Consider the following 17333-nt stretch of genomic DNA (forward strand, 5'->3'; position numbering starts at 1 on the left):
GCATTTGTTCGTAAAGGGAATAATAAAGGATAAGCTTGTGTTAGCTAGTCATGGTAGGGAGAGACAGTTTAAACGTCGTTCCATTTCCTTCGACACTTTCCACCGTGATTTCTCCATCATGTGCTTCTAAGATTGATTTCACGATAGCTAATCCTAATCCAGTGCCACCAAGCTCTCTTGATCTGGACTTTTCGCCTCGATAAAAGTGATTGAAAATATGAGACAAATCTTCTTCGGGTATCCCTGGTCCATTATCAGAAATCACGATCACTAGTCTTTTTTCTTCAGTGCTTTCATACATACGAATACCAATTTCTGAAGCTCCGTATCTCACCGCATTATCCAATAGATTTGTAAAAACTTGTTCGATCCGCTTCTTATCAATATGAATAACGGAAGAGGGCACAGATTTTTTCACCAATAACTTTGTTTCTTTTTGATTAAGGTCTATTGCAAACTCTGTAAGAAGTTGATCAAAGTAATCCTTACTATTTACTAATACCTTTTCCATTGCTAGCTGATCTAAATCTATTTTTGAAAACTCAAAAAGATCTTCAATTAACCTGTTTAACTGTTCCGTTTTTGATAAGATCACTTGCAAATACCTTTTTTTCATTTCTTCGTTTTGAACAATGCCGTCATTGATTCCTTCTACATATCCTTTGATCGATTGGAGAGGGGTTCGTAAATCATGAGAAATAGTAGCAATTAATTCTTTCCTATTTTTTTCATACTGTTGTTGCTTATGAAGAGATTGTTTCAAGTGATCGCGCATGATGTTAAATCCTTTAATAAAGCGACCAATTTCATCGTTTTTTGTATAGTTAATCTCATAATTTAAATTGCCTTCGGTCATTTCTTCCGTCGCTGTGTAAATTTGTTTTAGCGGATTTAAAATAGTTCTTGAAATATATAGTGTCCAACCAATCATTAACGCTATTAAAACAAGCAAACCACTGCCAATACTAACAATAATGGTTGTAATAATTTTGTTGTACGATTGATTGGAGGTTAGGTCTAACGAATTTGATTTTATCTCAATATTGATGATGTCTCCATCTAATGTTTGAACTTGTGATTGTCGCATCGTGAACATAAAGTCTTCCTCATTACTTTCTTCTATCTCACTTGAATCAATCAATACATCATTATCTTGAGCGGTAATGATGATTTCGACATTATATGGCTCAATAATAGAGCCAATTTGATGGAAAAAAAGTTCCGGGTCATCCAGGTGTTGATAATTATCAATAATGACGTCATTGATATCAGATAAAACGTCGTCAATTTCTTCATTTTGCTCTTCATTTAGTTGATCAAGCTGATAAGAAAAAAAGGAGATAACTCCAAATGCTGTAATAATAGGTAAAATGACGATACTAAGAAATGCGATGATTAACCTTGTTTTTAACCCCATTACAAGGAACTCCCATCAAATTTATAACCGACACCCCATACGGTGACAATGTATTTTGGCTTGGAAGGATTTTCTTCAATTTTTTCTCTGATCTTTCTGATGTAGACAGTCACAGCACTTGTATCACCATAACTATCAAAACCCCAAATTTTATCGAATAATTGTTCTTTCGAAAAAACTTGGCCCATATTTTTAGCCATTAAGTGTAATAATTGAAATTCTTTTGCAGACAGATCAACTTTCTTTCCTGAAACAGTCACGATATATCCTTTTTCATCGATCATTAGTTTATCGAATGTGATGGTACTCGATGTTTCAGGTTTATTCATTTGCGAAAAATCTTTGTATCTGCGAAGCTGTGCTTTAATTCTTGCTACGAGCTCGCCTGGACTGAATGGTTTAGCAATGTAATCGTCAGCACCAATGCCAAGCCCTATTATTTTATCTGTTTCACTTTTTTTGGCACTCATCATAATGATTGGGACGTTGGAGGAAGTGCGAATCTCGCGACAAACGTCAATACCATTTAAGTGCGGTAGCATGACATCTAATACAACTAAAATAGGGTTCGCTTTATGAAATTGATCTAATCCATCTTTTCCATCTAGAGAGAGAATAACGTTGTATCCACTAGCATTTAAATAGTCTCTAACAAGTTCCCCAATTTCTTTTTCATCTTCTACAATTAAAATAGTATCTTCATTCATGCTAATCCCTCTCTTCGATCATTCGTAACTATCGTCAACAGGAAGCAATACTTCCCATCTGATTTATTTTTATTATACATCGCAACGAAAAAGAAAGGAAACCACCTAAAGCTGGTTTCCTTTTAAGTTTTTCTAAATTTACGCCGCTACATCTCTTTTATTAAACGTGAACCAAGAGATAAGGATGAAGAGAAAAAAGTAAACACTGAGTATGATGATGGAGAAAGCAAGAGTCATTCCTTCAATGATAGGTGTTCCAGCAACATATTGATATAAATTTGTGTTAGCGAATAAAATATATTTAGCCCAGTTATAGTCACTTAATACCATGACAAGCTGTTGACCTGTAAACATGAGGAACAACGAAAGTCCGATTGCGAGTGAACTACTTCTGAACACACTTGAAATCATAAACGCAAAGGTAACCATCATGATCATATCAATGCTGTTCAAGCCATAGAATGTTATGATTTGGACAAGCATGTTTCTTTCTATCACTTCACCACCTGAATAGACTAGATAAGGTAAGTTGATTCCATCAAATCCAAACAACATACTGCCAACTATGAGGGAAGAGACAAAGATAGTTAATAACATGATGATAGCAAAAATCAGAGTGGCAATATATTTAGAAATAAGAATTTTTGAACGTTTAACTGGTCGAATTAATAATAGTTTAATCGTACCTGTGGAAAATTCGGTTGCAACAATTCCAGCACTAATAACGATGACAAAAACGGATGCTAAAGCAGTGAAATCAGGAGAAGATAACATAAACCCCCATAATGTCTCATTTTCCACAGGTGGAATATCATTTTCAAGTCGATAATTATTGATCATGACATCTTCTTTTAATGGTTGAATGGCGCTACTTCCAACCATCGGCATGTTTTCATACTCTTCGATTTGTTCAAGTAGCTGCGCGTTTTCGATTTGTACTTGTTCTTCCCAATTAAGATTGACGTTTTCTGCTAATAAATACTTTGTTATTCCACCTGCGAAGATGACGATCATCAGAATTAATCCAATCATAATCCAAGTTCCTAATCGTTTGTATATTTTCATGTTTTCATTTTGGACTAAACGAAACATATTAAACATGTAGATCGCCCCCTGTTATTTGAATAAATTTTTCTTCTAACGATTTTTGTTCTCCGTGAATTCCAGTTAAGCTAAATCCATTATTGACGAACAGTTTTGCAAATGTCGTTATTTGGTCTTCACTAGTGTAGATGATGAGACGATGATCGATGATTTCTGCTTTTATTTTTGGATTGGTTTTTTTCACATAGCTTAATGCTTCTTTTAACGGTGATACGGTGAAGTTTACAGAAAGGTGTTGATTATCTTCTAACATGTTTTTAACCGTTTCTACACTAATTAACTTTCCATGATGGATGATACCAATGCGATCACACATTAACTGCATTTCTGATAGTAGGTGACTGGAAACAAAGACAGTGATGTTTTCTTCCACGGCTAATTTTCTAATGTACGTGCGAATTTCTCTAATTCCTGCAGGGTCAAGCCCGTTTGTTGGTTCATCTAATATCAAAACGGAAGGGGAGTGAAGCAAAGCCTGAGCCAATCCTAAACGTTGTCGCATACCGAGAGAATACGTTTTGACCTTTTCATGTATCCGCTTTTCAAGACCGACTAATTTTACAATTTCTTCGATTCTTTCTATTTTAATTTTTGGGATCATTCTAGAATAATGGATTAAGTTGTCGTACCCTGTTAAATATTTATACATTTCTGGGTTTTCGATGATACCTCCAACGTAAGCAATCGCTTTTTCAAAGTTTTTTTCGACACTATAACCATTAATTAAAACTTCTCCTTCTGTGATATTCATTAAGCCGACCATCATCCGAATTGTTGTTGTTTTTCCTGCTCCATTAGGTCCCAAAAATCCAAATACCTCTCCAGGATATAGATCTAACGATATTCCGTGAATGATTGTTGTCTTGCCAATTTGCTTTTTGAGATTTTTAATTTGTATGATTGGTTGCTTTTGCATTTTAATTCCTCCTCGTTACTTTCTATACTTGCATTATCACAAACAAAGCTTATTTTTCACTTATAAAGTTCTTATAAAAGTATTAAAAATATGTAGATGTAGATGTTTTATGAATGGTCATTAGATAAGCTAACATTCAATGAAAATGATGCATTCAATAGGGTGTTAAATAGTTATAGCCCCTAGGAATATCCTAAGGGCTAATGATAATTCTGTTTTTGTAATGATTTGATTTAATTTATGATCGAATATAAACAAAAACTCGTCACTCCATTACCTAGCTTCAAAAAGCTGTGGTTAATGAGCAACGAGTATTGAGAAAATTAATTGCAACCAGTGACTTTAGGATTGTACGGGGAAAACATGCCATTAGGATTTTGTTCCCAGACCCAAGCATGGAGAGCATAAGAACCAGGGAAAGGACCATCATCAAATTCTTGGCCAAATAAGGTTGGACGTTCGCCACCCGGTGCTAGGTATTCTGCAGCAACAAGTTTATATCCACCGTTTTTCTTTGGTTCATAAACAAGAACCTCAGGTTTAAGAGGGTCATGGAAGCCATTGAACAAAAGATCAGGATTTACTAGGTGGATGCCCATGTTAGGAACACAATGATAATCCGTTACATACCCATCATTAAACGCCACATCGATATTGTGGTATTTTGCCGTTGCTTGCCGAACGTCGGCTAGCTGTTTCGAAACATCGGAACCAAGCGAGTGTGCCCCAACGACAGAAGTACCTAATAGACTCAACAAAAAGATGATCAAAATGTTAAAAATAACAATTTTATTCTTGTTCATTTTAAGCCTCCTCATATTAATCATTGGATGTGTTATTTCATGTTCATGATTAAATCATTCTCATATAACTATTTAAGCAACACACACGTATAATTTTTGCTACCACTTCACCTCCAAGTTATTTATAATAGATACAACAAAACAATTGTTTATAAAACTTTGTGAACTTTTCCAATCAGTGTTTATAAAGCTCCCTATTATAGCTTCTTTTGTTGGCAGCCTCCTTTCCTTATCTTTTCAGTTTATTTTACATAAAATAGCGTTCCTACATCGTTCCTTCCATCTATTTGCGATTACATTCACCATTTTTTCTCATGCATACTGTTCTAATTAATTGAATAATGGAGGGCTGAAAAGTGAAGGGGTATAAAATCCTAATGCTTGGGACATTTCAATGTTTTTATAAAAACGAGCCTTTTAATAAAGTTCCAACAGGTAAAGTTCAATTATTGTTGGCTTATTTATTCCTTCATGCAGACTTACCATTAAACAGAAAACAACTGGCATTCAAATTCTGGCCAGATACAACAGAACAACAGGCATTAACAAATCTTCGTAAATTAATTTTTCACATTAAAAAGATCGTTCCTCATGCAGACAATCATTTAGGTTTAAATAATGGATATATTATTTGGCATTCATTAAATCAATTAGACATAGATGTGTTTCATTTTGAAAGTTTAACCTCTAGTCATCGTGTTACGGATTTGATACAGGCGGTTAACTATTACCATGGAGACTTCCTTCCGGGATTAGAAGAAGAATGGGTTGAAGAGAGACGTGACACGTTGAAATTACGTTATACAAATGCATTACAAAAACTTATGAACATTCATGAGATGAATAGAGATTTTGATCAAGCGCTCCTTTTCGCCTTTCGACTATTATATTTAGATACACTATCTGAGTCATTTCATTTAAATATCATCCGTCTCCATATATTAAAAGGTGATATAGAAAAGGCAAAAAAACAGTTTAATAACCTAAAAAAAGTATTACGAAGTGAACTTGATCTAGAGCCTTCTTCAGACACGATAACCATTTATGACCAACTTATTTCTCAACATTCTAATAGAGTTCCGTTTGATAAACAATATATTCCTATGATTGGGCGAAAAAAAGAATGGCAGTTTCTTATAGAAAGTTGGGAAAAGGCAAAAGAGAATAACAGTCTCCTAACGTTAGTTAAGGGAGAAGCGGGAATTGGAAAATCTCGACTATTGGAAGAGTTTTCTGTATGGGCTCTCAGTCAAGGGATCCCATTGATTTCTATTCAATGTTTTGCGATGGATGAGGGGGTTCCTTATGAACCTTTTATTTCTTATCTTGAGAAAGAAAACATGGACACTTTAGATCAAGACCATTTAGTAGATCTATCTCGAATGATGCCAATAATTAAACAACGGTATCCAACTTTAAAGAAACCGACAGAACTACAAGAGAACTGGTCACTTCGTAGTTGGTATCATGCCGCAGATCATGCACTGTTTAAAGATAAATCAGCTATACTGATTTTAGATAATATCCAATGGATAGACAAAGAATCTTTAAATTTAATAGAAGCATTAATGTGTAAAAAACGACTTAATCCTTTATTGATAATAACGACTCTTCGATTAAATGAAAAGAAACATACAGATCTCGATCAAGTTATCGATAAGTTGAATATGAATCAAAAGGTACGTTCTATTCAGGTGGCTCCTTTCACTAAATCAGAAACGGAACGTTTAGTAAAAATATTTCATAAACAACCTAAAATTAGTACATCAAGGATTCATAAGTATAGTGACGGAAACCCATTATTCATTCAGGAAATTATTAAACATACTGATGAAGACGAATCGAGAAATGAACTGAATGCTACAATTCTTACGATGATGAGGCAAAGACTGGATAAACTACCTTTAGAGCAACTAGAACTTTGCAATTATTTATCTGTTATTGGAAAACCAATCTCGTTATCTTTTCTCAGCAATCTAAATGATAACAAAGATAAAACACTTCATCTATTAATGGATTTATTGAAAAGACGTATCCTCAAAAAAAATAAAAATGATAGGATCGATTTTTATCATGATCGAATGAGAGAGGCAGCAGACCTTAAAATTAGTGATTCAACTACGTTACTCATTCATGCAAAAGTTGCAAAAGTGATGGTCGAAAGTTCGAGTAATTCAATAGCATCTTCTGAAATAGCTTTCCATTTTGAAAAAGGTGGATATGAAAAAGAGGCTATTCCTTATTATATTCAAGCACTTATGGAAGCAAAAGACATGTATGCGCATGATAAAGTCATCACCTATTGCCATAAGCTTTTACGTTTCATTCCTTTGGAGAAGCAAACAGATACCCTTTCTATGTTAGCCAATGCTTATCGAATGTCTGGTAAATGGAGAGAGGCTGAAAAAGCATACAGAAAATGGTTAGATCAATTTAGCTCTTTTGTTTCTTTGGAACAAAAGGGCAGACATGAAGTGCAATTAGCCGAGTGCTTGAGGCTTCAAGGGAAATATCAAGACACACTTGAATTATTACATCAATCCCTTTATATATTTGAAACATTAAGTGAAATGAGAGGGCTGGTTGAGGTTACAGGGAATTTAGGAATGGTCTATCAATACTTAGGCGATGACAATAAAGCGTTAGACTATTTGCAAAGAAGCATTAACTTGGCGAAAGGAACTGAACAAGAAGGGAAATATACTGGAATATTGGGAAATTTGTACTTTGAAAAGGGACAATATCCGGAAGCCATGGTCCTCTTTAACGAAACCATTCGTCTTGCTAATAAACATGATCATCGATCGTCTTTAGCTAAAGCATTTGCTGGAAAAGGACTTACTTATATTGAGATGGAAGAACTTCATCTTGCCTTTCAATCGATAAATGAAAGAGTCCAAGTTAGCCGAGCCTTAAAAGAGCGAATGGGAATTGCAACTTCCCTAGGTCTCTTAGGGAAAGTGTACATGAAAGCAGGTTACCTTCAAGAGGCGAAGACATGTTTAACTCATAATCTGCAAGAAGCATTAATTATTGGAGATAAGCGAACAGTTGCTATTACTCTAGGACTTCTAGGACATACAATAGGAAAACTTAAGGAAATGGATCTCGCCTTATGGATGTTAACTCATTCAATTAACATAGCAAAATCATTAAACATCCCATTTTTTCTATGCGATAACTTATATTACTTGGGTTATTTATACGTGAAAAATACTGACAGGGGCAATGCTCACATGTATTTAAAACAATCATTAGAATTAGCTGTAAAATACAAACGACATCAGCGAATATGTTCTATTCAAAGGCTTATGATTCAAATTGACTGGGAACATAAAAAGATTAACAGCTCTTTTGCAATCTTACGTTTAAATGAATTATTTACAAACTCAATATCTTTAAGAGAACAAATATATATTCATTATCTTATTGTGAGAATAGGTGGTATAAATGAAAACATACGTGAAATAAATGAAAGCAGGGAGAAAGCACACTCGATTTTGAAAACGTTATTTCATCAATCGTCTTTTCCTTTTTATAAGCAGTGGGAGAGTAAATTTGGTTTTACATTAAAAGGAGAAGTAATAAAGGCACCGAAAATTCCTAAGGAAGGAAAAGTCCCTATTCTTCCAGTTAGTAAATTGAAAGAGTTGATTAAACGTATATAATAAGACTATTAGCTATTTTTGTTAGATATTGTAGCGGATATACAGAATATATTTGGGAGGGGTATTATGGTCAACCTTGCATTGATAGGAGCATGGCACGTTCATACGGAAGGGTTTGTTGAGGATGCGTTGCTTACAGGGGTAGCGAAATTGAAAGTTGTTTGGGATGATGATGAAGCGAGAGGTAAAGCGTTTGCGAAACGTTTTGGCGTTCCTTTTGAAAAAGATTTAGACACCGTACTAAATGACAAAGAAGTAGATGCTGTTATCGTCGAATGTGCAACGACAACACATACAGATATAATCATCCAATGTGCGAATGCGAAGAAAGATATTTTTTCTGATAAAGCATTGGCTCTAACGGTGGAAGATTGTAAAAAGATCGAAGCTGCTGTCGACAAAAATCACGTGACTTTCGCCGTATCGCTTGAATCGAAAGTTATTGGAGCATATCGATATGCAAAACAACTTGTTGATGAGGGAACGATAGGGAAAATTTCTGCGATGTACTTTAGACGAGCTCATCAAGCAGCATTGAATAAAAATATGTTGCCTAGTTATTGGTTCGACGCTTCTCAAACAGGCGGAGGAGCTACGTTGGACTTGGGATGTCATGGACTATACCTTTTACCGTACTTTTGCGGGACCCCAAAGAAGGTAACTTGTTTAATGAATGAAATATATGGAACAGGAAGCGATGAAAATTCGACAACGGTCATTGAATTTGAGGATGGGGCAATAGGTACTGCGCACACATCTTTTGTAGCATCTCAATTAGGAAATGTATTTGAAATTATTGGGACAGAGGGAACGATACTCATATTCGGTGAATCGGACGACAATTTCAAAGTGTGGTTACAATCAAAACAGCTACCAGGTCACGAGGAATTAACCCTCATCCCTAGAGAGGACGTTCCAGATTCTGAGGCCATGCCAAGTGCTCAATTCGTTAGATTTATCTCTTCCAAAGAAGAAGGGGATTTAGCGGAATTTGATATGAATGCGGCAATTTCGTTAACTCGTTTGATCGAGTGTGCCTATGAATCATCAAGAGAAGGGAAAACAGTTCTTTATGGTACAATATGATATTATCATATTTTCTCGTTTCTGATTGTGATATAATGCTACGTATTCGTATTCGACAACTGCATCTAAATCCGAATAACTTTCGGGAGAGGTTCTAGCTCACACCCTCTATAAAAAACTAAGGAACTTTTTACTTCACCATATCCTTAGGGGTATGGTGTTTTTTGATGTGAAAAGATAAATAACATAGGGTTTTGGACATAAAGGAGTAGAGACTAATGAAGAAAGAAAAAGCACTGGTCGTTTTCAGTGGTGGACAAGATAGCACGACGTGTCTGTTTTGGGCGTTGGATAAGTTCAAAGAAGTCGAAGCCGTGACGTTTGACTATAATCAGCGTCATCAATTAGAAATTAACATTGCGCAAGATATAGCAAAAGAATTAGGTGTAAAAAATACGCTGTTAAATATGTCCTTGTTGAATCAATTATCTCCTAGTGCACTGACGAGAGAAGACATTAATATCGAAGAAAAAGATGGAGAACTTCCGTCAACTTTTGTGGAAGGACGGAATCATTTATTTTTGTCATTTGCAGCGATTTTAGCGAAACAAATTGGAGCTAAACACATTATTACAGGAGTGTGTGAAACAGACTTTAGTGGATATCCAGATTGTCGAGATATATTTGTGAAATCGTTGAATGTATCTCTGAATTTGGCGATGGACGATACGTTTGTTATAGATACACCATTAATGTGGCTTGATAAAGCAGAAACGTGGAAGTTAGCAGACGAGCTAGGTGCTTTTCGGTTTGTTCGGGAAAGGACACTGACTTGTTACAACGGGATTATTGCTGATGGTTGTGGAGAGTGTCCAGCCTGTATTTTACGCAAAAAAGGATTGGATAAGTATTTGAAAGAGAAGGGTGAATAATGATGTACGATTTTAAAATTGTCGAGAATTTAGAAAAAATAAATGAAGATATTCAGAAGGAACAATTAAAATATCATTCCAAAAGAGTGATGGTAAGCAAAGAATTTACATTTGATGCAGCACACCATTTGCATTGTTACGAAGGAAAGTGTAAGAACTTACATGGTCATACGTATAAAGTTATTTTTGGGATAAGTGGCTTTGTTGATTCTATTGGATTAATGATTGATTTTGGTGATATTAAAGAGATTTGGAAAAATGAAATAGAAGTCCATCTTGACCATCGCTATATTAACGAAACGCTTCCTCCTATGAACACAACAGCAGAAAATATGGTCGTTTGGATTTACGAAAAAATGTCTGAGTCTTTAGTGCACAATCAAACGATGAGTGTTGATCAAGGAGCAAGAGTAGAATTTGTAAGGTTGTTTGAAACACCAACGAGTTATGCAGAGGCGAGACGGGAGTGGATGGAAGTTGAGTAATTCAATCCCGGTATTAGAAATTTTCGGACCGACTATTCAAGGAGAAGGGATGGTAATCGGTAAAAAAACGATGTTTGTGCGAACCGCTGGTTGTGACTATTCATGTGAGTGGTGTGACTCGGCTTTTACGTGGGATGGAAGTGCGAAAGAAGAGATCGTTCAAATGAAAGCAGAGGAGGTTTGGGATGAGTTAAACAATCTTGCTCATGGTAACTTCTCACATGTGACGATTTCAGGAGGGAATCCAGCGTTGTTAAAAAACCTTAAGCAACTGATCACGATATTTAACGAAAACAACGTAGACGTTGCGATCGAAACGCAAGGAAGTGTCTGGCAAGATTGGTTCCTTGATGTAAATGATTTAACGATTTCTCCTAAACCTCCTAGTTCAAAAATGAAAACAAATTACGATGCTCTTGACTCTATTATTACACGATTAACTGAAGAAGGAAGACAACAACATACAAGTTTAAAAGTTGTCGTATTTGATGAGGTTGATTTTGCGTATGCAAAAGAGATAACGAAACGATATCCGCACATTTCGTTTTATTTACAAGTTGGAAACGAAGATATCGATACGACAAATAATCAATTATTAGCGGAAGATTTATTTAAGAAATATCAATGGTTGATTGATAGAACACTTGATGATGAGGAACTTAACGATGCGAGAGTTCTGCCTCAATTACACACATTGTTGTGGGGGAATAAGAGAGGTGTATGATTTCCTTTGGAAGTCAGAGGAGACCAAAACTTTCTAAGATAGATTCAGGTGGGCATTAAAAACGTTGATCATAGAACCGAAGTTGTTTCATATCAACTAATAGGGGTGATGGCATGAATATAAACAACGTCTTATTTGTTAGTCCGATGTACAAGGAATTAGAAGCGATTGTTAATAGAAAAGAAGGTGTAGAAAATAAACAGTTTCGCTTTATCTCAGAGGATAAAGTTTCAGCTGAGGATTATTTATGGGCAGATGTCTTCGTATCGTTTAAGCGACCAGGAAATTTTGATTTTGGGAATATTAAATGGGTTCACTCACTAGGAGCTGGGGTAGATAAGCTTTTGAGAGACGCTCCATGGAAAGACGATGTTCTACTAACGAGAACGATAAGTTCTTTTGGTCAAAAAATTAGCGAATACTGTTTAAGTTATCTATTACGAGATGTGCAGAACCATTATACATATGATCATCAGAAGCAAAATAAAGAGTGGAAAATGGTTGCTCCTATTCCGTTAAACGAAAAGAAGGCTGTCGTTTTTGGCACGGGAGTTATCGGACAAGAGGTAGCAAGAACGCTGTCATTCTTTGGTGTGAAAGTGTATGGTATATCATTAAGTGGAACATCAAAAGAGTATTTTACAGAAGTGTTTTTGTCTAACTCGGACTATCATCATGTTTTGCAAGATACGGATTATCTTATAAATACGATGCCTTTAACAGAGGATACGAAGTTGATGATCGATGAGGAGGTTCTTCATTCATGTAATGACGTCCTATTTATTAATGTAGGACGAGGAGAGTCAGTGAAAAATCAAGCATTGATTCATTCATTGGCTAAAGGGCATGTGAAGTGGGCAATTTTAGATGTTTTTCAAGAAGAACCTCTTCCAGAAAGTGATCTTTTTTGGACACATCCGAAAGTCACTGTCACACCTCATATTTCAGCGATCACTACTGCAGAAGAAGGAATCGATTGTTTTTTAGAAACGTTCGATAAGCTGGAGCAGAACGAGGTGCTCCTTAATAAAGTGGATCTTGCTAAAGGTTTTTAACGCATTCCCTTTGAAGCGCATTGGCGTTCAAGAATGATATATGGTAGTATCTAGAAGAATAATGAATGAGGAAGTGAGCGCAAGTGATTAAAATTACAATACCTAAACCAGATCTTACTATTTTCAAAAAAGTAGATCCAGAAGCTAGCAATATTTACGGTTTCACGGATTTCCATCAAATTACGAGAGAAAAAGGTGGCATTTTTATGTTTTATAATGCCGACAATGAGCTCTTGTTTGTTGGGAAAGCAAGAAAGATCAGACAGCGAATAAAAAAGCACTTTGAAGATAACGTCTCAGTTATGAAAAACCATCGAAACGAAGTAACTAAAATCGAAGTGTGCATCGTAGATGATCCAATGGAGAGAGAAATTTACGAAACGTATATTGTGAATACGCTGAAAGCGAAATACAATGTAGATAAAGTATTTTTTCAGTAAAATATATATTGAAAGCAATAAGCCGATTATTTAAATGGCGCTTATTGCTTTTTTTATTGCCGTAAATCTTTTTAAAGTTGGAAATAAAAATAAGTTTTTAAGGAAAATGTGTTACTTTTGACATGTTGCTTCGTCTAACGGGATAAGGGAGGAAAGAATATGGAAGACTTCGAGAGGGTTTATAGAACAGAAAGTGATCGTATCTACTCTTATATTCGTATGCTTGTAAAAGACGAGACACTTGCTGAAGATTTAACTCAGGATACATTTGTCAAAGCATTTCAAGGTCAAAGTCATTTTCGCCATGAATCCCAAACGACGACATGGTTAATTCGAATTGCTCGAAATGTAACGATTGATTATTTACGAAAGCGAAAGCCGTTTCTCCTTTTTTCATTAGAAACCGGTATTCACTTGGAAAGCAAAGAACATGTGGAACGTTCAGTCGTTGCTGATGAAGAAGCGCAGGAATTATATAAAAAGATATCCAAATTGAAACGATCGTATCGAGAAGTGGTTATGTTAAGGAAAATTCATGAACTGTCCATCGCCGAAACTGCCGATACGCTCGAATGGTCGGAAGCAAAAGTAAAGATGACACTTAAAAGAGCACTCGAAAAGTTACAAGTTAATTATGGATCGGAGGAGGTTTTTCAAGATGAAAACAAATCTTAAGTGGACAAAACTCCGTCGTTTTAACCGGTCAGAAGAAGCAAAAGAAGAAACGTTTCAAAAAATTCAAAATCGACTTCGTGAACCGAACACATCTTCAAGGAAGAAATCTTTTTGGCAACCAGTCGTTACAATTGTTGCATTATGTATCCTTGTAATCCTTGTTACTTCTGAATTCTTAAATAGCGATGGAAGTCAGAAGAGAGCTTTTTTGGAAGAAGGAACTCCCATCGATCATTTAGCATTAGAAAGAGGAACGGATGAACAGGAATGGTTATTGGAAAGATATACAGATGAAACGCTTGAAATTCGTCATCAAGAGCAAATCGATGAATTCACGGAACTAGCGGCAGGAGAACATTCCATTGTGGATCATGATATTGACAGTGACTTTCAAGTATTAATTACCAAAACGAATGAAGAAAAAAATTTATTGAATTTTGAATTCCAACGAGAGGTTACTTACGTATCGGTTTCTGGAGAATCAGAAGTCTATCAATTAAGTCATGAAGTAGGAGATCGTTTATTATCTTGGTATTCTTTTTGGCCTAGTATGACGATTACTGAAGTAGAATTTTCTCCATTCGAAGGTGATGATCAAAGCACTTGGGTGGAAGGGGAAGAAGAGGAGTCGATAATCATTGAAGATGAGGAATGGCTTGAACGTTTCCAAGACTTAGTGGAGAAGGACTTGCCAGAACGAGTCGACGAACGATTATCTCGCGAACGATTTTTTATGAGTCTTGGATATCAAGAACGCGATGGTGGAAATTTATCTTTCAACTTAGATATTCGTGAAGACGATGTTCTCATTTCAACGGATGTTAATCAACAGCGTGGAGAGACCTTTCGTTATGATAGTGAAATGAAGGAATTGTTTGACGAAATCTTAGAAGCAAGTACTCCCTGATGGGTACTTGCTCTTTATTATTTCATTCAGGTGCATAAAAAACGACTAGATACTATCTAGCCGCTTTTTGAGAATTATTTATATTAAATGTCACTATGGAAAAGAAAAATTAGTAAACTTTATCACCATTAAAGATGGAATTCTTTACGATGACATAATCAACTTGACGAATATGTTCTAACTTATTTCCACCAGCATAAGAAATGGCTGATTGAAGATCTTGTTCCATTTCTTTTAACGTATCTACTAAAGAACCTTTATGTTCAACAAATACTTTTTTGCCTTCCACGTTTCTTTTTTCACCTTTTTGGAATTCAGAAGCAGATCCAAAGTACTCTTTAAAACGTTTCCCTTCTTTTTCAACCGTTTCTCCAGGGGATTCGTCGTGCCCTGCAAATAACGAACCAATCATAACCATGGTAGCACCAAATCGAACAGATTTAGCTACGTCGCCATGAGTACGGATTCCTCCGTCAGCAATAATTGGTTTACTTGCAGCTTTCGCACACCAACGAAGAGCAGCTAATTGCCAACCACCTGTGCCAAATCCGGTCTTCAATTTTGTGATGCATACTTTCCCTGGACCAATACCTACTTTTGTTGCATCTGCACCAGCTCGTTCTAATTCTCTAACAGCTTCTGGTGTCCCTACGTTTCCTGCGATAAGAAAACTCTCAGGCAAGACTTTTTTGATATAGCGTATCATTTCGATGACTTCATTAGAATGTCCGTGAGCAATATCTATCGTAATGTAGTCTGGGTAGAGACCATCATCGGCTAATTGTTGTACGAATTTATATTCATCTTCTTTTACTCCAACACTAATAGAAGAGTATAAGAACCTTGCGTTCATGTCTTTAATGAAAGAGAGTCTTTTTTCTGGTTCAAAACGGTGCATAATGTAAAAGTAATTATTTTCAGCTAAAAATATCGCGATTTTTTCATCAACAATCGTCTGCATATTAGCAGGTACGACTGGTAATTTAAATGTGCGTCCTCCTAAAGTGACCGAAGTATCACATTCAGATCTGCTTTTTACGATACACTTTGCTGGAACCAGTTGGATGTCTTCATAATCAAATGCATTATCCATGATATCACTCCTAAAAACGAATATTAGATTCATTTTGTTTTTTTAATGTTCGTCCATAGGATAATTTACATCATTTTGATGCTCTTGTCAAAGTTTTTGTTGCTAAATTAGCAAGTATGACGTTTACTTAAACAACATAGTCAATTAATAAGTTCTTAACAAAGGATTGTTATAATAAGGTTATCTTAAAATGGAGGTGTATAAAATGGATGTACGTGCGATGTTTATTGATATGGATGGAACGTTACTAACGACTTCAAACGAAATATCTAAACGAAATAGAGAAGCAATTTACAGTCTTATTAATCAAGGTGTAAAAGTGTTTCTTGCTACTGGGAGACAATATGAAATTACTGCCCCATATCACCGATCGCTAAGTTTAAAAACACCGATGATTTGTTTAAACGGAGCATCGATTCATGATGGACGAACAGGGAAAGCGATCCAAACAAAACCAGTCGTTTTAGATAACAAACGGTTACATCATCTTACGAGTGATGATTCATGTAATGTTATCATTCATGCAGCGGATGGTCTTTATTGTAAGCGATCAAATGCAGAAATTGATGAATGGACAAGAGAAGGGCAAATTCCTCCTCGATATATTGGTGATTTAAGAAAGGCGACTTATCAAGACGTATTAAAATACAGTATTCGTACAGAGAAAAAAAGCTCAGACTATTCGACATTGTTTTCAGATGCAACGGATGTGATAAACTGGGATGATGGTTTTGAGATGGTTGCTCGAGGAGTATCAAAATGGTCAGCTATTCAAACACTTTTACGTGCTTATCGAATATCTCCAAAAGAAGTAGTAACAATGGGGGACGGACCTAATGATGTTCAAATGCTTTCTAGAGCAGGTAAAGGAGTTGCTATGGGTAATGCATCAACCTTTGTTAAAGCGAAAGCAGATTTTGTAACGAGTCATCATGAAGAGGACGGGCTGGCTGAATTTATAGAACAACATGTTATTCGGTCATTTGCAGTGTAATGTGTTTAGAGTTAGTAACTGAATAAAGCATGTACCTAACCCGAATCGACAAGGCGATTCGGATTTTTGTGTGAAAAATGATAGTGCACATCATTAAATGTTATGCTTATGAAAGAGTGTTATTCGAAAAGGAGTTGAAATAAGATGAGATATGTTAAATCGCAAATGAAACAATTAATTAAAGAAAATGAAGCGCTACAAAAGCAGTTAAAAGTACTTATGAAAGAACACGACTTGGAGAAACCTTACGCAATGAAGGCATTGTATCATGCCGAAGTGACTGAAGGTGGGAAGTATCAGTTGGCTTATCAAGCATTAGAGAAATAACGAACGCACGATATTACCCTTGGTCATTTTCATTCCCCCTACATTTGTTTGAGTCACTCC

At 35.7% G+C, this 17333-nt stretch carries 17 protein-coding genes and 1 riboswitch; of the genes, 11 read left to right on the forward strand and 6 right to left on the reverse strand.

Translation table 11 applies throughout. The features are described 5' to 3' along the window. Positions 1 to 40: 40 nt before the first annotated feature. The 5 genes from QDN89_RS14085 to QDN89_RS14105 form a co-directional block, all read right to left on the reverse strand. Complete coding sequence (locus tag QDN89_RS14085) at positions 41 to 1417, reverse strand: sensor histidine kinase (RefSeq protein WP_280770795.1); 1377 nt, start codon at positions 1415 to 1417, stop codon at positions 41 to 43. Next, the gene (locus QDN89_RS14090; protein ID WP_280770796.1) at positions 1417 to 2124 is read right to left on the reverse strand and encodes a winged helix-turn-helix domain-containing protein; all 708 of its coding nucleotides are present in this window, start codon (positions 2122 to 2124) and stop codon (positions 1417 to 1419) included. Before QDN89_RS14090 ends, QDN89_RS14085 begins: the two co-directional genes overlap by 1 nt. A 138-nt stretch (positions 2125 to 2262) precedes the next feature. Beyond that, positions 2263 to 3225 (reverse strand): ABC transporter permease, encoded by a 963-nt coding sequence (locus QDN89_RS14095; RefSeq protein WP_280770797.1) that lies wholly within the window; start codon positions 3223 to 3225, stop codon positions 2263 to 2265. Then, the gene (locus tag QDN89_RS14100) at positions 3218 to 4144 is read right to left on the reverse strand and encodes an ABC transporter ATP-binding protein (protein ID WP_280770798.1); all 927 of its coding nucleotides are present in this window, start codon (positions 4142 to 4144) and stop codon (positions 3218 to 3220) included. The genes QDN89_RS14095 and QDN89_RS14100 overlap by 8 nt, the downstream gene beginning before the upstream one ends. A 323-nt stretch (positions 4145 to 4467) precedes the next feature. After that, positions 4468 to 4947: a hypothetical protein gene (locus QDN89_RS14105; RefSeq protein ID WP_280770799.1), complete on the reverse strand. Its 480-nt coding sequence runs from the start codon at positions 4945 to 4947 to the stop codon at positions 4468 to 4470. A 356-nt stretch (positions 4948 to 5303) separates the two neighbouring features. On the opposite strand from QDN89_RS14105, the gene QDN89_RS14110 reads away from it, so the two are divergent. The 9 genes from QDN89_RS14110 (at position 5304) to QDN89_RS14150 (ending at position 14859) form a co-directional block, all read left to right on the forward strand. Continuing rightward, complete coding sequence (locus QDN89_RS14110; RefSeq protein WP_280770800.1) at positions 5304 to 8615, forward strand: tetratricopeptide repeat protein; 3312 nt, start codon at positions 5304 to 5306, stop codon at positions 8613 to 8615. Positions 8616 to 8681: 66 nt separating this feature from the next. After that, positions 8682 to 9701 carry a Gfo/Idh/MocA family protein gene (locus tag QDN89_RS14115; protein WP_280770801.1) on the forward strand — a complete coding sequence of 340 codons (1020 nt, stop codon included), beginning with the start codon at positions 8682 to 8684 and terminating at the stop codon, positions 9699 to 9701. Between the two features lie 82 nt (positions 9702 to 9783). Then, a riboswitch (PreQ1 riboswitch) is annotated at positions 9784 to 9829 on the forward strand. A 90-nt stretch (positions 9830 to 9919) separates the two neighbouring features. Beyond that, positions 9920 to 10573: a 7-cyano-7-deazaguanine synthase QueC gene (queC, locus tag QDN89_RS14120; protein WP_280770802.1), complete on the forward strand. Its 654-nt coding sequence runs from the start codon at positions 9920 to 9922 to the stop codon at positions 10571 to 10573. A 2-nt stretch (positions 10574 to 10575) separates the two neighbouring features. Beyond that, positions 10576 to 11058: a 6-carboxytetrahydropterin synthase QueD gene (gene queD / locus QDN89_RS14125; RefSeq protein ID WP_280770803.1), complete on the forward strand. Its 483-nt coding sequence runs from the start codon at positions 10576 to 10578 to the stop codon at positions 11056 to 11058. Next, positions 11021 to 11782 (forward strand): 7-carboxy-7-deazaguanine synthase QueE, encoded by a 762-nt coding sequence (gene queE / locus QDN89_RS14130; RefSeq protein ID WP_280771036.1) that lies wholly within the window; start codon positions 11021 to 11023, stop codon positions 11780 to 11782. Before queD ends, queE begins: the two co-directional genes overlap by 38 nt. A gap of 113 nt (positions 11783 to 11895) precedes the next feature. Beyond that, complete coding sequence (locus tag QDN89_RS14135) at positions 11896 to 12837, forward strand: D-2-hydroxyacid dehydrogenase (protein ID WP_280770804.1); 942 nt, start codon at positions 11896 to 11898, stop codon at positions 12835 to 12837. 83 nt (positions 12838 to 12920) lie between these two features. Next, positions 12921 to 13277 (forward strand): nucleotide excision repair endonuclease, encoded by a 357-nt coding sequence (locus QDN89_RS14140; protein ID WP_280770805.1) that lies wholly within the window; start codon positions 12921 to 12923, stop codon positions 13275 to 13277. 159 nt (positions 13278 to 13436) lie between these two features. After that, on the forward strand, positions 13437 to 13952 hold the full coding sequence (locus tag QDN89_RS14145) for an RNA polymerase sigma factor (protein WP_280770806.1): 516 nt from the start codon (positions 13437 to 13439) through the stop codon (positions 13950 to 13952). Further along, the gene (locus tag QDN89_RS14150) at positions 13936 to 14859 is read left to right on the forward strand and encodes a hypothetical protein (protein WP_280770807.1); all 924 of its coding nucleotides are present in this window, start codon (positions 13936 to 13938) and stop codon (positions 14857 to 14859) included. The genes QDN89_RS14145 and QDN89_RS14150 overlap by 17 nt, the downstream gene beginning before the upstream one ends. A gap of 109 nt (positions 14860 to 14968) precedes the next feature. Here QDN89_RS14150 and guaC read toward each other — a convergent pair whose 3' ends face one another. Next, the gene (gene guaC, locus QDN89_RS14155; protein ID WP_280770808.1) at positions 14969 to 15952 is read right to left on the reverse strand and encodes a GMP reductase; all 984 of its coding nucleotides are present in this window, start codon (positions 15950 to 15952) and stop codon (positions 14969 to 14971) included. Between the two features lie 205 nt (positions 15953 to 16157). On the opposite strand from guaC, the gene QDN89_RS14160 reads away from it, so the two are divergent. Both QDN89_RS14160 and QDN89_RS14165 read left to right on the forward strand, forming a co-directional pair. Then, positions 16158 to 16946: an HAD family hydrolase gene (locus QDN89_RS14160; protein ID WP_280770809.1), complete on the forward strand. Its 789-nt coding sequence runs from the start codon at positions 16158 to 16160 to the stop codon at positions 16944 to 16946. A gap of 144 nt (positions 16947 to 17090) precedes the next feature. Then, positions 17091 to 17273, forward strand: coding sequence for a hypothetical protein (locus QDN89_RS14165; RefSeq protein ID WP_280770810.1), 183 nt, complete (start codon positions 17091 to 17093; stop codon positions 17271 to 17273). The last annotated feature ends 60 nt before the right edge of the window (positions 17274 to 17333 follow it).

It is taken from the genome of Salipaludibacillus daqingensis, assembly GCF_029891575.1.
GTDB lineage: Bacteria > Bacillota > Bacilli > Bacillales > Salisediminibacteriaceae > Salipaludibacillus > Salipaludibacillus daqingensis.

Bases quoted from the DNA above. Each gene is read 5' to 3' on its own strand.
- QDN89_RS14085 (WP_280770795.1), bottom strand. From the start codon at position 1,417: ATGGGGTTAAAAACAAGGTTAATCATCGCATTTCTTAGTATCGTCATT.
- QDN89_RS14090 (WP_280770796.1), bottom strand. From the start codon at position 2,124: ATGAATGAAGATACTATTTTAATTGTAGAAGATGAAAAAGAAATTGGG.
- QDN89_RS14095 (WP_280770797.1), bottom strand. From the start codon at position 3,225: ATGTTTAATATGTTTCGTTTAGTCCAAAATGAAAACATGAAAATATAC.
- QDN89_RS14100 (WP_280770798.1), bottom strand. From the start codon at position 4,144: ATGCAAAAGCAACCAATCATACAAATTAAAAATCTCAAAAAGCAAATT.
- QDN89_RS14105 (WP_280770799.1), bottom strand. From the start codon at position 4,947: ATGAACAAGAATAAAATTGTTATTTTTAACATTTTGATCATCTTTTTG.
- QDN89_RS14115 (WP_280770801.1), top strand. From the start codon at position 8,682: ATGGTCAACCTTGCATTGATAGGAGCATGGCACGTTCATACGGAAGGG.
- queC (WP_280770802.1), top strand. From the start codon at position 9,920: ATGAAGAAAGAAAAAGCACTGGTCGTTTTCAGTGGTGGACAAGATAGC.
- queD (WP_280770803.1), top strand. From the start codon at position 10,576: ATGTACGATTTTAAAATTGTCGAGAATTTAGAAAAAATAAATGAAGAT.
- queE (WP_280771036.1), top strand. From the start codon at position 11,021: ATGCAGAGGCGAGACGGGAGTGGATGGAAGTTGAGTAATTCAATCCCG.
- QDN89_RS14135 (WP_280770804.1), top strand. From the start codon at position 11,896: ATGAATATAAACAACGTCTTATTTGTTAGTCCGATGTACAAGGAATTA.
- QDN89_RS14145 (WP_280770806.1), top strand. From the start codon at position 13,437: ATGGAAGACTTCGAGAGGGTTTATAGAACAGAAAGTGATCGTATCTAC.
- QDN89_RS14150 (WP_280770807.1), top strand. From the start codon at position 13,936: ATGAAAACAAATCTTAAGTGGACAAAACTCCGTCGTTTTAACCGGTCA.
- guaC (WP_280770808.1), bottom strand. From the start codon at position 15,952: ATGGATAATGCATTTGATTATGAAGACATCCAACTGGTTCCAGCAAAG.
- QDN89_RS14160 (WP_280770809.1), top strand. From the start codon at position 16,158: ATGGATGTACGTGCGATGTTTATTGATATGGATGGAACGTTACTAACG.
- QDN89_RS14165 (WP_280770810.1), top strand. From the start codon at position 17,091: ATGAGATATGTTAAATCGCAAATGAAACAATTAATTAAAGAAAATGAA.